The organism is Actinosynnema sp. NPDC020468 (genome assembly GCF_040642015.1).
In the GTDB taxonomy this organism is placed as follows: Bacteria; Actinomycetota; Actinomycetes; order Mycobacteriales; family Pseudonocardiaceae; genus Actinosynnema.
In genome coordinates this window covers 132,512-147,296 of the sequence record NZ_JBFAEO010000017.1, presented here as the reverse complement: position 1 = coordinate 147,296, position 14,785 = coordinate 132,512, and the positions used below count along the sequence as shown (strand labels likewise).

The window sequence follows — 14,785 nt, the reverse complement described above, 5'->3', positions numbered from 1 at the left end:
GGGGGGGGGTGTGGGTGCGCGGGTGGTTGTATATGGTCTCCCCCCCCTTCCTCGTTGGTTGGGCGACACTCCCGCGCGCGGGCGCGGGCCGGCCCCCCCCCCCGCGGCCCCCCCCCCCCACGACCTGTGAGCCGTCAGCCCCGCACGGTCCACTTCACGGCCTGGAAGTACTCCTCCGGCGTGGTGCTCCAGCCGATCACCGTGCCGGTGTTGTTCAGCGCGGTCGGCGCGCTCGAGCGGCCGTCGACCGAGCCGAGGTCGACCAGCGTCCCGTTGCGCCACAGGTACGCGACCTGGTTGCCGTCGGCCTTGGTCTGCCAGCCGACGACCTCGCCCAGGTCGTTCACCGCCTCCGCGACGCTCTCGCCCGACGTGCCGAGGTCGACCAACCGCCCGTCGCGCCACAGCGCCGCCTTGCGCGTGCCGTCCGGCAGCAGGCGGTACCCGACCACGTCGCCGCGCTCGTTGACCGCCTGCCGGTTGTACGGCAGGGCCGCCGGACCACCGGGCAGCACCGTCAGGGTGTTGCCGTCCCAGCGCAACGCCTGGGACTGAAGGCCGTTCTGGAGCGTGCCCACCACGACGCCGGACTCGTTGATGGCGACCGCGGTGTAGGTGCCCGGTCCCGCCACGCCCGGCAGTCGCACGCACGTCGCGTCGCAGCGGAACGCGTACGAGTCACCGGTTTTCGGCACCCGGTACCCGGCCGTGACCCCGCCGTCGTTGACCACGGAGTGCACCACGTCCGGCCCCTGCGCGACCGCGCCCGACGGGGCGAACCCGCCGTCCCGCCACACCCCGGCCTTGTCCGGCTGGTAGTTGGTCGGGTCGGTCGCGTACGCCAGCGGCACCGTGCCGCCGCCGTTGAGCGCGGACGCGGTGACGAACGTGCCGCCGGGCGGGGTCAACTCGGTGACCGAGCCCTGGCTCCACACCCGGACCCGGTTGAGGTACCGGCCGGCGCTGCCGACGTACTCGCTGATCAACGCCTTCCCGTTGCGGTTGAGGTCCACCCCGGAGCCGGTGCCGAGGTCGACCGGCGTGGTGCCCTTCCAGAGCACCGCGTGCTGCTGACCGGTGTTCACCGGGCTGTTCGTGCCCAGGATCGCGCCGTCGTCGTTGACGACGCGCGCGGAGGCGCGGTAGTCGCCCGACAGCGCGGGCAACCGGGTGATGCGGACCGAGGCCTGTGCCTGCGGCGTGACGACCAGGGTGGCGGCGATCGCCGTCACCGCGGCGAGAGCACGGATCATCTGCGTCCTCCGAGAGGGTGGGAACCCGGGCGGCCTCGGGGAACTGCGATCAGCCGCGCACGGTCCACTTCACCGGCCGGTAGTTGTACCCGGACGGGATGCTGTGACCGACGACCGTGCCGGAGTTGTTGATGGCCACCGGGATCGAGGCCGTGTCACCGGGCAGCGTGCCGAGGTCGGTCAGCACGCCGGCGCGCCAGACGAACGCGCGCTGCTGACCGCCGACGGTCTGCCACCCGATCACCGCGCCCAGGTCGTTGACCGCGACGGCCTCGCTCGTGCCGGACGCGCCGAGGTCGACCACCGCGCCGTCGCGCCACAGGGTCGCCACGTGACCACCCGTGCCGGCCCGCCACCCCACGACGTCGCCGCGCTCGTTGATCGCCTGCGCGTTGGTCGCGACCGCGCCCTGCCCGCCGGGCAGCACGGTGACCGAGTCGTCCTCCCACAGCAGCGGCTGCGAGTTCGAGCCGTCCACGAGGTTGCCCACGACGACGCCGGACTCGTTGGCGGCGCTCACGTTGTAGCGACCGGAACCCTGGATGCCCGCCAGGCGCACGCACGAGCCGCCCGAGCAGCGGAACGCGTAGGAGTCGGTGCCGAACATCGGGACCTTGTAGCCCGCGGTCACCCCGCTGTCGGTCACCACCGAGTGCGTCAGGTGCGGACCGGCCACCGGCACGCTCGTGCCGCTGAACGCGCCGTCCTGCCACACGCCCGCGTAGTCCTGGTGGTAGCCGTAGGGCGAGGACGAGTAGGTCATCGGCACGACGCCGGAACCGCTGATCGCGGAGGCGATGATGTAGGCGTTGCGGCCCGGCGCGATGTCGGTGACGACGCCGTTGTCCCAGGTGCGCGGGTGCTGGAGGTACTGCCCGTTGCCGTAGGTGGACTCCGAGATCAGCACCCGGCCGTTGCGGTTGAGCGCGACGCCGCTGCCGGTGCCGAGGTCCGTGCCCGTCGTGCCGTTCCACAGCACGGCGTGACCGACACCGAGGTTGGGACGGCTGGTGCCGACGGCCTGCCCGGCGTCGTTGACACCGGTGACGGACGCGGAGGTGTGCCCGGTCAGGGGTGGGAGTTCGGTGATCCGGACCGACGCGGACGCGGCGGGCGTCACGACGACCGTGGCGGTGAGAGCCGCGGCGGCGGCGAGGACGAGGGCAGAACGCATAGGGTGCTCTCCGAAGTCTTTCCGTGCGGCCAGGCCGAACAGTATCCGCAGGTGGGGCCGTGGCGGATGGGCCGGACAGCGGAATCCCGGTGGATTAACGAAGTTTCCGGTTTGTCCGGTAGCGCCGACCGGACCAACGGGACCGGGCTGTTCGGCCCTGTCGACCCCGGAACCCGGTGCGCGCCACAATGATCACGTGAGCGAACACCGCGAGATCGTCGACACCACCGTCCGCCTGGCCTGGCTCGCCGACCACCGGCGGTGGGACGAACTGGCCGACGTCTTCGCCGAGCGGGTGACCGTGGACTACACCAGTCTGAACGGCGGCGAGCCGGTGACGCTCGCCGCGGCCGACCTGATCGCGGGGTGGCGGGCCGGACTCGGTTTCCTCGACGCCACGCAGCACCTCGTCACCAACCACCTCGTGGAGGTCGACGGCGACCGGGCCGCGGCGACCGCGCAGTTCCAGGCCGTGCACGTGCGCGCGGGCGCCGTGGGCGACCCGACGTGGACCCTGGGCGGGCACTACCGGTTCGGGTTGGTGCGCACCGACGCGGGGTGGCGGATCGACGCCATGACGATGACGAAGACGTGGGCCACCGGCAACCGGGCGATCATGACGCCCTGACCGGGAAGGGCGTCTCGCGGCTGTCCAGGACGAGCCGGCCGTAGAACTCGTTCATCGCCAGCGTGGTGGCGCCGTGCCGCCGGACGGCCTCCAGCGCGTCCGGCGACAGCGCCGGCACGTCCTCGCCCGCGAGGCAGCGCCGGATGTGCGCGTCGCGGTGGGCGCGGTCGGTCGCGTCGGTCCGGGTGCGGACCACCAGGTTGACCACCTGCGCCACCGCGTAGCCCGGGTCGTGGTCGGCGTTCGCGGTCAGGAACGCGCGTTCGGCGTCGGTCAGGTCGAACCGGGTCGAGGCCGCCAGGCCGAAGTCGGTGTAGTACAGGCGTTCCCCGTCGGTCAGCACGTTGCCGGGGTGCGCGTCGAAGTGCAGCAGGCCGGCGGCGTTCATCGCGGTGAGGTCGCGGACCAGCAGGTCGGTGACCCGGGTGGTGTCGTCGTGGTCGGCGAGCCACCCGGTGAGGTCGCCCGGGAAGTGCTCCAGGAACAGGACCACGCCGTGCGTCGACGCGGCGATGGCCTCCAGTCGGCGGCGCACGGCGGGGGAGGAGTCCCAGAACTCCACCTGCGCCTCGAGGTCGGCCGGGTCCACGGCGGGCGGGCGCTGCGGCAGCACGCGCCAGTGGTGCAGCAGCGGGAAGCACGCGGCCCGCCCGGCGAGCACCCAGTCGGAGGTCATCACGTGCGCGGCCAGCTCGCGCCACACGCCGGGGCCCGTCGACGGCAACCCGTAGTGGTAGTGCGGCGGCAGGTCGAAGAGGTTGGCGGTGGACCGGACGTGCTCCGCTCGGCGTTCGAGTTCGGTCAGCGGCACCCGTTTGACGAACACCGGCGTGCCCTCGACCTCGATCCGCGCCGCCGTGCCGCCGACGCCCCGGTAGACCACCTCGGCCTCGTCCACCAGCGCGCGCAGCCGGCGGTCGCCGAGCAGCGACAGGGCGGTCGAGATCCGGGCGTGCGCGGTGACGCGGTGGTCGATCATCCTCCCGACGCTACCCCGAACGCGCGTCACCGCCGTCGCGCGGAGTGACCTCACCCGCCGAACCCCTTGTGTCGCAGCCATTCCGGTGAAACCGGACGAAAACCTACCGCTCGTGCGCCCGGTTCTGACCGTGATGTCCGCGACCGGAAACCCCGATTCGGGAGGTTGGCGTGAAACGCAGGTGGAGACCCGTCGCCGTGGTGACGGCGATGGTGGTGTCGGTGGTCGTGCCGACGGCGGCGGAGGCACGACCCGCGCGGGTGGCGCCGGGTGGTCGGGACGGCGTGGTGACGCTGGTGACCGGCGACCGGGTGACCGTGGTCGGCGGCACGCCGCAGGTGCGCGGCGGGCAGGGCCGGGAAGGTGTCGGGTTCTCCGTGCGGCGGGACGCGCGCGGGCACCTGAACGTGGTGCCGCTGGACGTCCTGGACGCGGTGGCCGACGGCAGGCTGGACCCGAGGCTGTTCGACGTCGACGGGTTGATCGAGGCCCGCTACGACGACCTCAGCAGCGACGTGACGCCGTTGATCGTGACCGGTGGCGCGGTGGGCGCGAGCGCGGGGCGAGCGTTGCCCAGCGTCGACGGGTACGCGGTGGCCGCGCCCAAGTCGGCCGGTTTCGTGACCGCGAGCGCGACCGCGAAGGTGTGGCTGGACGGACCGGTGCGCGCGGCGCTGGACCGCAGCGTGCCGCAGGTCGGCGCGCCGGAGGCGTGGCGTGCCGGGCACACCGGGCAGGGCGCGCTGGTCGCCGTGCTGGACACCGGCGTCGACGCGACGCACCCGGACCTGGCCGGCGCGATCGTGGCGAGCAGGGACTTCAGCGGGTCGATCGACACCGACGACCGGATCGGGCACGGCACGCACGTCGCGGCCACGATCACCGGGTCCGGGCGCTACCAGGGCGTCGCGCCGGACGCGAAGTTGTTGGTGGGCAAGGTGTTGAACGACGGCGGCGGCGGTCGGGAGTCCGACGTCATCGCCGGCATGGAATGGGCCGCGGCCGAGCACGCGGACGTGGTGAACCTCAGCCTCGGCTCCGACCGGCCGACCGACGGCACCGACCCGATGTCCGCGGCGGTGAACCGGCTCAGCGCGGAGACCGGCACGCTGTTCGTGGTCGCGGCGGGCAACTCGGGCCCCACGACGGGCACGATCGGCAGTCCGGCGGCGGCCGACGCGGCGCTCACCGTGGGCGCGGTCGACCGCAACGACGCGCTGGCCGAGTTCTCCTCGCGCGGGCCTCGGCACGGCGACGAGGCGGTCAAGCCGGAGATCACCGCGCCGGGCGTCGCGATCGCGGCGGCCAAGGCGGCAGGCGGTTTCCTGGGCGACCCGGTCGACGCCACGCACGTGTCGATGTCCGGCACGTCGATGGCCACGCCGCACGTCGCGGGCGCCGCGGCGATCCTGGCGGCGCGGCACCCGGACTGGGACGCGGCGAAGCTCAAGGCCGCGCTCGTGGGCAGCGCCCGGCCGAACCCGGCGAACACCGCCGACGAGCAAGGCGCGGGCCGGCTCGACGTGGCGCGCGCGGACCGCACCCCGGCGTCGAGCGCGCCCGCCGCGCTGGCGTTCGGCGTCGCGCGCTGGCCGCACGCCGACGACACCCCGATCACGCGCACCCTGCGCTACCGCAACGACGGCACCGCGCCGCTGTCCCTCGCGCTGACCGCCGACGTGCGCGGACCCGCCGGCGGCGCGCCGGGGCTGATCACCTTCGCACCGGACCACCTGACCGTCCCGCCCGGCGGCGTCGGCGAGGTCACCGCCACCGCGACCACCTCGTCGGCCTTGCCCGACGGCCGGTACAGCGGCGCGGTGGTCGCGACCGGCGGCGACGCGGTGGTGCGCACGCCCTTCGCCGTCACCAAGGAGGTCGAGAGCTACGACGTGGTGCTGCGCGGACTCGACCGGGCGGGCGCGCCGACCGCGCGCTTCCGCCCCGACCTCGTCGACCTGGCCCGGGAACGGGACTTCGGGCCGGACGCGCTCTCCGAGGTCGTCACCCTGCGCGTGCCGCGCGGCACGTACCTGCTGTCCGGCACGGTCGTCACCGACGCCGGCGCGACGTTCTTCGCCGAACCCGCGTTCACCGTCACCGGCGACACCTCGTACGTGCTGGACGCCAGGCGCGGCAAGGAGATCCGGTTCCACACCGACCACCCGGAGGCCGCGGCCGGTGTCGCGCAGGCGATCCTGGACGTGACCACCGACTGGGGTGTGGTCCAGACCGGCTACGGCGGGCTCACCTTCAGCGGGTTCGACTTCGCGCCCTCCACCACGTCGGGCGGCGCGCGGGCGGTGTTCCGGGTGCTGGGCAAGTACGCGAAACCCGACGGCACCGGGGGTTTCCTCGGCACGCCGTACCTCTACACGCTGGACCGCGAGGTCACCGGCGGCTACCCGAAGAGTCCTGAGTGGACCTTCCGGGACCGGGACCTGTCCCGGATCACCGAGCCGACGGCGGCCAGCGGCGCGGCGCCCTACGGGGCCCGGGACGACTTCGCGGTCAACCCGCTGCCGGGCACGATCACCGAGTTCCGGGTGCCGGGCAGCCGGTGGCCGGGGCTGCTGCTGGAGGTCGCGTCGCCGACCGTGCGGCAACCGGTGGCGTTGCAGGTCGACGCGCTGGGTCGGACCTACCCCCGGCGCGCGACCGAGCGGTGGAACGTCGCGCCGTTCGGACCGGCGTTCCCGACGGCCCGCCGGGTCGACTACTGGGCGGGCCGGACCGGTGACGAGATCCAGGTGGGCGTGCCGACGTTCAGCGAGCAGAGCCCGACGCGGTACGGCTTCTCGGAGACCACGTCGGCGCGCACCGTGCTGCGCCGCGAGGGGGTGGTGGTCTCCGACGCGCCGTCGTCCGGCTCGGCCTACGGGACCGTGCCGCCGGGCGACGCCGCGTTCACCCTGCACGTGGAGGCGAACCGGGAGGCGGCCGTGTCCACGTCGGTCACCGCGGACTGGACGTTCCGGTCCGCGCACCGCGCCGAGGTGACCCCGTTGCCGCTGCTGGCGGTGCGGTTCGCGCCCGTGCTGGACGAGCACAACCGCGCCGCCGCCGGCCGGGCGTTCACCTTCCCGGTGTACGTGCAGCGCAACGGGACCGAGGCGGTGACCGGCGTGCGGACGTCGGTGTGGGCCTCCTACGACGAGGGCCGGACCTGGAAGGCCGTGCCGCTGGTCAAGGTCGGACAGCGCTGGGTGGCGTCCGTGCGCCACCCGGCGGGCGCGAAGTCCGTGTCGCTCAAGGCGAAGGCGTCCGACCGGGACGGCAACACCGTCGAGCAGACGATCATCCGCGCCTACGGGTTGAAGTAGTCGTTCCCGGCCTGCCCGGCGTCCGCGTCGGGCAGGTCCAGCGGGTTGGCGGACATCCGCTCGACCCACCCGCCGGCGATCAGGTCGGCCGCGGCGCAGTGCGGCTTGCGGTCGGCCTGGTCCCGGAAGGCGGCCAGGAACGCGGGCGCGAAACCGTGCCGGGGAAAGGTTTCCAGCAGCGCGGCGGCGGTGTCCCGGCGGAACAGCCCGAGTTTGCCGCCCGACACGTCCGCGCTCACCGCGATCTGGAGCAGGTGCCCCTCCGGGTCCTGCTCGGCCGGCACGTCCGCGCGCATGTGCACGACGATCACCTCTGCCAGCCGGTCCCGCCGCGCCGCGGTCCACCCGGCGCCCGCCGCGAACACCCACGCCAGGTGCCCGCCCGCCTCCTCGAACGCGGTCCGGTGGCTGTCGAACGGCTCGACCAGCGTCAGGTCGTGCAGCAGCGCGGCCACGTACAGCAGCTCGTCGTCGTGCTCGACGGCCCGCTCGGCCGCGTGGATCCGCGCCCAGGAGTAGGAGCGCAGCGAGTGGTTGCGCAGCCACGGCGGCGCGTACTGGGCGCACACCTCGAACGCGGCGCGGGCGGCGGCGGTGTCGGGAGCGGTGAAGGGGTCCACCCCACCGACGCTACGGGCCGCGCCCGGACGCCGCCGGCCGCGGTCGCTTGGTCGAGGGGCTCAGCGCATCCGCGCCCGGAGATCTGGCCGCACGCGGCCGACGACGGCGGCGACGCTGCACAGGGTGCAGAGGACCAGGGAGACCAGGGTGATCCACTCGACCACGCGGAGTTCGATCAGGTCGATCGGCATCGCCCACACGGAGTCGGTGTGCAGGAACGCGATCCGCATCGGCTCGCCGGACTCGAAGTCCCCCCACGGCTCCACGTCCGGGCGCAGGCCGCTCGGGCAGATCGCGTAGTAGAGCCGGGTCGGGCCGGTGGTCCCGCTGTACTGGGTCACCCCCGGCAGCAGCGGACCGAGAGCGACCCGGCAGTCCTCGATCTCGCCGTGCGCGCGGAACACCTGCGCGGGCAGCACCCACGGGACCAGGACGGCGACAGGAATCGAGAAGCAGGAACAGAAGACGTAGGCCCAACTGTCCTCGGTCGCGATCACCCGGGTCGGCCACCCGACCACCGCCCAGAGTCCCAACGAGGACAGGGACAGCATCACGTACACGAGCGCCGTCCACCCCCACGACATCAGCACGGACGCGATCCCGTAGGTCACGAGGGCGAGCAGGGGCACCCACGTCAGCGCCCACAGCGGCCACCACACCGCGCGCCACCCGGTCATCTCCGCCGGCTGATCGGATTTCGCGCCATCGCCCACCTCCGTTCCGCCTTCCTATCGCGCGGAGGGGCGGACGGGACCGCACCGGTGCGGGCATTCGGCGCGGAGCGGAAACTTCCGGGCTAGAACCAGAGCCAGCCGGCCGCGATCAGCAGCGCCGCCGCGGCGACCAGCCACGCGGCGCCGAGCCTGGTCGTGACGCGACCGCCGGCGGGCGCGAGTTCGCGCAACCTCCGCGCCAGCGCGCCGACCTCGGCCACGTCCCGGCGGAACGGCGCGAGCAGGAACCACGAGTCCGGCTCGACCTCCAGCACCAGCTGTTCGCCGTCCCGGCGCACCGACCGCACCAGCGACCACGGCACCCGGTAGGTCCGCACCCACGACCGGATCGTCACGTGGTCGGCGTGGAAGACCGTCGACGGCCGGCCGCGCAACCACCCGAGCACCGCCGCGCCGAACGCCGCGCACAGCAGGGGAACCGACTCGCGCCACGGCGGGAACGCGGCCACCAGCACCACCAGCCCGATCGCGGCCGCGTAGGTGACGCGACTGGTGAGCACCTCGCGGTCGGCGGGCTCCAGCGGCACCGGCAGCGGGGGCACCTCGAGCGCGACGTGGTGCAGCTCCTCGGGTTCCACCGGCTCGACCGGCACCGGCAGCTCGCCGCGGAACTCCTTGAGCGGCCGTCCCGGCACCAGCACGGCGTCTTCGGTGACCAGCACCACCCAGCCGCCCACGCTCAGCTCCCCGACCGCGACGGCCTCCACCGACTCGTCCTCCAGGTCGCCCAGCACGGTCACCGGCAGCACCGCGAACGGCCGTCCGTCCACCGTGTGCAGCACCGCCCGGTTCCACCGGTCCGGTCGCACCAGCACCGCGACACCGGGCACGGGCTCGGCCAGCACCCGCCGCACCCGGCGGCGCGCGGTGCCGTCACGGGCCAGCAGCAGCAGGGCGAGCGCGGTGGCCGCGGCGACGAACGTGAGCCAGTAGGTGACGTCCTCGGGTTCGGCGGCCAGTTCGGCCCAGTCACCGTCGACCCGGACCGGCACCAGGTCGCCCGGCTGGTAGTCGCCCGGGTCGAGCACCGGGAAGTGCCGGTCGACGGCGCCGAGGTCCAGCACCACCTCGACGTCGTCCACCTGCTCGACCCGCGCGGCGATCGTGGTGGCGGACCGCTGGTGCGCGGTCAGCGCGGCCGTGGCCTGGCCGTAGCGGACGACGGCGAGCGCGGCCAGCACCAGCAGCACGACCGCGGCGGGCGACCGCCAGGTCCACCTCGTGGTCGCGGCCCGGTGCACCCGGATCCGGCGGGCCACGGCCGCGAAGACGGCCGCCTGCGCCCGCCGACCGTCGAGCAGCCGCCAGCCGACGACCAGGCACGCGAGCCCGTGCAGCCCGAACGCGAGCCGCACCCCGTCGCCGTCGTCGGACAACGCCACGACGAGCCCGAACACCACCCCGGCCACGCACCCGAGCACCGGCTCCCGCCACAGCAACCACGGCGTCGCGAGCCCGGCGGCCACGAGCACGGAGACGAGCGGATCGGGCAGGCACGGCTCCGCCACCGTGCACGTGGCCTCGGTGAGGACGGTGTAGCCGAAGGCGACGAACCACCCCACCACCAACACCACCCGCGACGCCCACCCGACCGCGGCGGCCCGCCAACGACCCAGGTGCTCGGCGGTGAACGCGGGAGCCGGGGGAGTGCTCATGCGCAAGATCTTGCGGCACCCGCCGTACGGGGTAACGCCGGGGTGGCGCCCCGGTACCCACCCCGAGCCCGCCTCGTCTTCGGGCCGTTGTGGATCTTGTGGGTGGTGTGGGTGGTGTGACGGGTGGTGCGAACGTGACCGGGTGCCACGGGATGCGCGGCGAGGGCAGGTGGGCGCCGGGCGACTCGGACAGCGGGGAGCGACCGGTCGGCCCGCGCGGGGACGCTGGCGCCGCGAAGCCCGAATTGCCGTCGGCAGCGCCGGGAGTTCGCCTCGAACGCGCCGGCCGACGTCTTCGCGGACGCCACTGCCGCCCGGCTCGTTCGCTCGGCCGACCGCGCGCCAGGCCCACCGTCCTCGCCGTGCTCTCATGTAGGGATGTTCAATCGTGTGATTGTTCTACGATCCTACTTTTCACCGTGGGGAAGGTAGGTGGAGGGGTGGTCAGAGGGTGGCGGCCAGGTGGGTGCCCTGGGCGATGGCGCGGTGGGCGTCGAGTTCGGCGGCCAGGTCGGCGCCGCCGATGACGTGGGTGGGCACGCCTCGGGCGGGCAGGGTGTCGGCCAGATCGCGGACCGACTCCTGTCCGGCGCACAGGACCACCGTGTCCACCTCCAGCAGGCGCGGGCGCTCGTGGTTCGGACCGAAGGTCAGGTGCACGCCCCGGGCGTCGATCCGCTCGTAGTTCACACCCGTCACTTGCTCGACCCCCTTCGCCCGCAACGACGCCCGGTGCACCCACCCCGTCGTCTTGCCCAACCCCTTCCCGATCCGGGAAGTCTTGCGCTGCACCAGGTACACCTGCCGAGCCGGCGCCGCGGGCCGCGGCACGGCCAACCCGCCCCGACTCGCGCCGTCGCCCACACCCCACTCGGCCCGCCACGCGTCCAGGTCCAGCGCGGGGGAGTGGGCGTGGGTCAGGAACTCGCACACGTCCACCCCGATGCCACCCGCGCCGATCACCGCCACCCGCTCCCCGACCTCCCGCCCGTGCCGCACGACGTCCACATAGGACAGTGCGTGCTCCACGCCCGGGATCGCCGGAACCCGGGGCGTCACCCCGGTCGCCACGACCACCTCGTCGAACCCGAGAAGGTCGTCCACGCCCACCGCGACCCCCAGGTGCAACCGCACCCCGGTCACCTCGACCCGCCGCCGGAAGTACCGGATGGTCTCGGCGAACTCCTCCTTGCCCGGAATCCGCCGCGCGATCGCGAACTGCCCGCCGATGTCGTCCTGCGCCTCGAACAGGTCCACCACGTGCCCCCGCGCGGCCAACGACGTCGCCGCCGCCAACCCGGCCGGCCCCGCGCCCACCACCGCGACCTTCTTCACCCGACGCGCGGGCGCGAGCACCAGCGTGGTCTCGTTGCCCGCACGGGGGTTCAGCATGCACGTCGCCTTCTTCAGCACGAACGTGTGGTCGAGACAAGCCTGGTTGCACGCGATGCAGGTGTTGATCTCGTCGGACCGCCCGCCCGCCGCCTTGACCACCCACTCCGGATCGGCGAGGAACGGCCGCGCCATCGACACCAGGTCCGCGTCGCCCCGCGCCAGCACCTCCTCGGCCACCTCGGGCATGTTGATCCGGTTCGACGCCACGACGGGGATCGTCACCTCCGCCCGCAACCGCCCGGTGAGATCGGCGAACGCCGCCCGCGGCACCGAGGTCACGACGGTCGGCACCTTCGCCTCGTGCCACCCCACGCCGGTGTTGAGGATCGTCGCGCCCGCCGCCTCGACCTCCCGCGCCAGCGCCACGACCTCGTCCCAGGTCTGCCCGTCCTCCACCAGGTCGATCAACGACAACCGGTACACCACGACGAAGTCCGGCCCGACCGCCGCGCGCACCCGGCGCACCACCTCGACCGCGAACCGCCTCCGGTTCTCCGGCGAACCACCCCACCGGTCGGTCCGCCGGTTGGTGCGCGGCGCGAGGAACTGGTTGATCAGGTACCCCTCGGAGCCCATCACCTCGACCCCGTCGTACCCGGCCTCCCTGGCCAGCGCGGCGGACCGGGCGAACGCCTCGACCTGCCGGCGGACCCCGCGGTCGGACAGCGCGCGCGGCCGGAACCGGCTGATCGGCGACTTCACCGCCGACGCGGACACCACCAGCGGGTGGTAGCCGTACCGACCGGCGTGCAGCAGCTGCACCGCGATCCGCCCGCCCGCCTCGTGCACGGCCGCGGTGATCACCCGGTGGGCGCGCGCCTCGCGCCGGGTGGAGAGCTTGCCCGCGAACGGGTACAGCCACCCGGTCCGGTTGGGCGAGAACCCGCCGGTGACGATGAGCCCGACCCCGCCCCGCGCCCGCTCGGCGTAGTAGGCCGCGAGCTTCGGGAAGTGCTTGACCCGGTCCTCGTTCCCGGTGTGCATCGAGCCCATCAGCACCCGGTTGGGCAACGTGGTGAATCCCAGGTCCACCGGCCGCAACAGCTGGGGGAAGGTCACTTCGGGTCCTCTCGCAACGCCGTCAGCACTTCGTCGCACCACTCCACCAGCGCCTGCTCGGCCCGGATCCCGCCGCGCAGCACGAGGTGCTGGTGCCGGGCCCTCCCGCGCACCTCGCCCGCGAAGTCGCGTTCCTCGATCGCGAGGTACACCACGAGCCGCTCCGCGTGCGCCGCCCGGTGCCGCTCGACCTCGGCGAGCAGGGCCGGCAGGTCGGCCCGCTCCGCGCCGCGGATCTTGACCGCCAGTTCGTCGCGCAGGAACGACGGTTCGCCCGGCTGCGCGAGCCACCGTCGCAACTCGACCCGCCCGGTGTTCGTCACCGAGTAGACCCGCTTGTCCGGTCGGGAGTCCTGGGCCACGTCGACCCCGACCACCCAACCCTCGCCCACCATCCGCTTGAGCGTCCGGTAGATCTGCTGGTGGGTGGCGGCCCAGAAGAACCCGATGGACCGCTCGAACCGCCGCGCCAGCTCGTACCCCGACCCGTCCCGCTCGTCCAGCGAGACGAGGATCGCGTGCTCCAGCGCCATGACCGCAGACGCTAGCGCCGCCCGCACCAGTGTGCAACTAGTTGCATAACCCAGCGAGTCTCGTAATTCGAGGGTCGTGAATCCGGTGCCGCGGGGCCGCACTGGTGCGTGCCGGGTCGCGGTGAACCGGTCGACCATCGAAGGGGGAGGGCGGCCCGGAAACCGCTTTTCGACGGGATTTCCGGTGTCCGGCCGGGATCGCGCCCGGAGGTGGCCGCGTCCGGGCGGACGGTGGGACGGTCAGGCGGGCGTCGGCTCGACCGGCGAACGGCGCGCCGGTCGAGTCGTGCGCGGTCCACGTCGGCGCGCACTCCGGTGCGAGTCCGAGCAGACCACCAGGGCGAACCCGGCGAGCAGGGGTAACGTCAGCGCGCCGACCACGGCCAGCGCGCTGAGCAGCGCGATCCACAGCAGTAGTCTCATGTGGAAAATGCTAGGGAGACCGGCGTCACACGTCGCCTCATTTGGGGAAGGCTTGAGCTGGAAACTTCCGGCGTCACCCGGTAGTGGGGCCGTGGTGGCCGGTTGCTACGTTCGCCGGACGAACCGCCTGCCTAGGGAAACACCGCGATGATCCCCGTCCTGCCCACCGTGCTCACGGTTCTGGCGCTGGTCGCCGCCGCGTGGTCGGTGTTGTTGGCAATTCTCGACCACCCCATCACGTTGAGCACCAAACCCACGCTGGGCCTCGCGGTCGCGGTGCTGACGCTGGAGGCCGGGTTGGTGGTGCAGCTGATCGCGGGGATCGTCCAGGTCGCCTCGACCGACCGGGAGTTGGAGACGGCGACGTTCGTCGGCTACCTGATCGGCGTGGTCGTCGTGCTGCCGCTGGGCGCGTTCTGGTCGCTGGCCGAGCGCAGCCGGTGGGGCGCGGGCGTGCTGGCCGTCGCGTGCCTCTCGGTGCCGGTGATGGTGCTGCGGATGAGCCAGCTGTGGACCGCGCATGCCTAGCCTCGCCGACACCACCCGCTCCGGTCCGGGTCGACTGCTGATCGCGGTCTACGGGATCTTCGCGATCGCCGCCACGGCCCGGTCCGCGGTCCAGATCGCGACCCGGTTCGGGCACGCGCCGCTGGCGTTCCTGCTGTCCGCGTTCGCCGCCGCGGTCTACCTGGTCGCCACGGCCGCGCTGGCGGGCGTGGTGGACCGCCGGGTCGCGTGGGCCGCCTGCGGCGTCGAGCTGGCCGGCGTGCTCGCGGTCGGCGCGGCGAGCCTGGTCGCGCCCGCCGCGTTCCCGGAACCCACGGTGTGGTCCGGTTTCGGCTCCGGCTACGGGTTCGTGCCCCTGGTGCTGCCGGTGCTGGGCCTGCTCTGGTTGCGGCACACCGGGAACGCCGTCCGTCCACAGTAGACCGATCGGTACCGGTGGCATCGGCGGCGGTCCCGAAGTCTCGATTATCCGAATTACTTCAGTGCTGACCGAAGGTCACC

General features: G+C 73.4%; 13 protein-coding genes. 4 read left to right on the top strand and 9 right to left on the bottom strand.

Annotation, left to right across the window (positions count from 1 at the left end):
* Positions 1-134: 134 nt before the first annotated feature.
* Positions 135-1,253, bottom strand: coding sequence for a hypothetical protein (locus tag AB0G50_RS15070; RefSeq protein ID WP_360107607.1), 1,119 nt, complete (start codon positions 1,251-1,253; stop codon positions 135-137).
* Positions 1,254-1,302: 49 nt separating this feature from the next.
* Positions 1,303-2,427, bottom strand: coding sequence for a hypothetical protein (locus AB0G50_RS15065; protein WP_360107604.1), 1,125 nt, complete (start codon positions 2,425-2,427; stop codon positions 1,303-1,305).
* 196 nt (positions 2,428-2,623) lie between these two features.
* On the opposite strand from AB0G50_RS15065, the gene AB0G50_RS15060 reads away from it, so the two are divergent.
* Positions 2,624-3,055 (top strand): nuclear transport factor 2 family protein, encoded by a 432-nt coding sequence (locus tag AB0G50_RS15060; RefSeq protein WP_360107601.1) that lies wholly within the window; start codon positions 2,624-2,626, stop codon positions 3,053-3,055.
* Here AB0G50_RS15060 and AB0G50_RS15055 read toward each other — a convergent pair.
* Positions 3,042-4,034 (bottom strand): hypothetical protein, encoded by a 993-nt coding sequence (locus AB0G50_RS15055; RefSeq protein ID WP_360107598.1) that lies wholly within the window; start codon positions 4,032-4,034, stop codon positions 3,042-3,044. The two genes, AB0G50_RS15060 and AB0G50_RS15055, sit on opposite strands and share 14 nt — an antisense overlap.
* A 170-nt stretch (positions 4,035-4,204) precedes the next feature.
* On the opposite strand from AB0G50_RS15055, the gene AB0G50_RS15050 reads away from it, so the two are divergent.
* Positions 4,205-7,357, top strand: a complete 3,153-nt coding sequence (locus AB0G50_RS15050; protein WP_360107595.1) for a S8 family serine peptidase — start codon at positions 4,205-4,207, stop codon at positions 7,355-7,357.
* On the opposite strand, the gene AB0G50_RS15045 is transcribed toward AB0G50_RS15050, so the two are convergent.
* From AB0G50_RS15045 to AB0G50_RS15020, 6 genes are all read right to left on the bottom strand, one after another.
* A complete protein-coding gene (locus tag AB0G50_RS15045; RefSeq protein WP_360107592.1) occupies positions 7,342-7,977 on the bottom strand; it encodes an HD domain-containing protein in 636 nt (211 codons plus the stop codon). The two genes, AB0G50_RS15050 and AB0G50_RS15045, sit on opposite strands and share 16 nt — an antisense overlap.
* 60 nt (positions 7,978-8,037) lie before the next feature.
* The gene (locus AB0G50_RS15040; protein ID WP_360107589.1) at positions 8,038-8,655 is read right to left on the bottom strand and encodes a hypothetical protein; all 618 of its coding nucleotides are present in this window, start codon (positions 8,653-8,655) and stop codon (positions 8,038-8,040) included.
* A 119-nt stretch (positions 8,656-8,774) separates the two neighbouring features.
* Positions 8,775-10,367 carry a PH domain-containing protein gene (locus AB0G50_RS15035; protein WP_360107586.1) on the bottom strand — a complete coding sequence of 531 codons (1,593 nt, stop codon included), beginning with the start codon at positions 10,365-10,367 and terminating at the stop codon, positions 8,775-8,777.
* Positions 10,368-10,811: 444 nt separating this feature from the next.
* On the bottom strand, positions 10,812-12,821 hold the full coding sequence (locus AB0G50_RS15030; RefSeq protein WP_360107584.1) for an NADPH-dependent 2,4-dienoyl-CoA reductase: 2,010 nt from the start codon (positions 12,819-12,821) through the stop codon (positions 10,812-10,814).
* A complete protein-coding gene (locus AB0G50_RS15025; protein WP_360107581.1) occupies positions 12,818-13,354 on the bottom strand; it encodes a PadR family transcriptional regulator in 537 nt (178 codons plus the stop codon). The genes AB0G50_RS15030 and AB0G50_RS15025 overlap by 4 nt, the downstream gene beginning before the upstream one ends.
* Before the next feature lie 240 nt (positions 13,355-13,594).
* Positions 13,595-13,777 carry a hypothetical protein gene (locus AB0G50_RS15020; RefSeq protein WP_360107578.1) on the bottom strand — a complete coding sequence of 61 codons (183 nt, stop codon included), beginning with the start codon at positions 13,775-13,777 and terminating at the stop codon, positions 13,595-13,597.
* A gap of 147 nt (positions 13,778-13,924) precedes the next feature.
* On the opposite strand from AB0G50_RS15020, the gene AB0G50_RS15015 reads away from it, so the two are divergent.
* Positions 13,925-14,305 carry a hypothetical protein gene (locus AB0G50_RS15015; protein WP_360107575.1) on the top strand — a complete coding sequence of 127 codons (381 nt, stop codon included), beginning with the start codon at positions 13,925-13,927 and terminating at the stop codon, positions 14,303-14,305.
* A complete protein-coding gene (locus AB0G50_RS15010) occupies positions 14,298-14,705 on the top strand; it encodes a hypothetical protein (protein WP_360107572.1) in 408 nt (135 codons plus the stop codon). The genes AB0G50_RS15015 and AB0G50_RS15010 overlap by 8 nt, the downstream gene beginning before the upstream one ends.
* Positions 14,706-14,785: the final 80 nt, after the last annotated feature.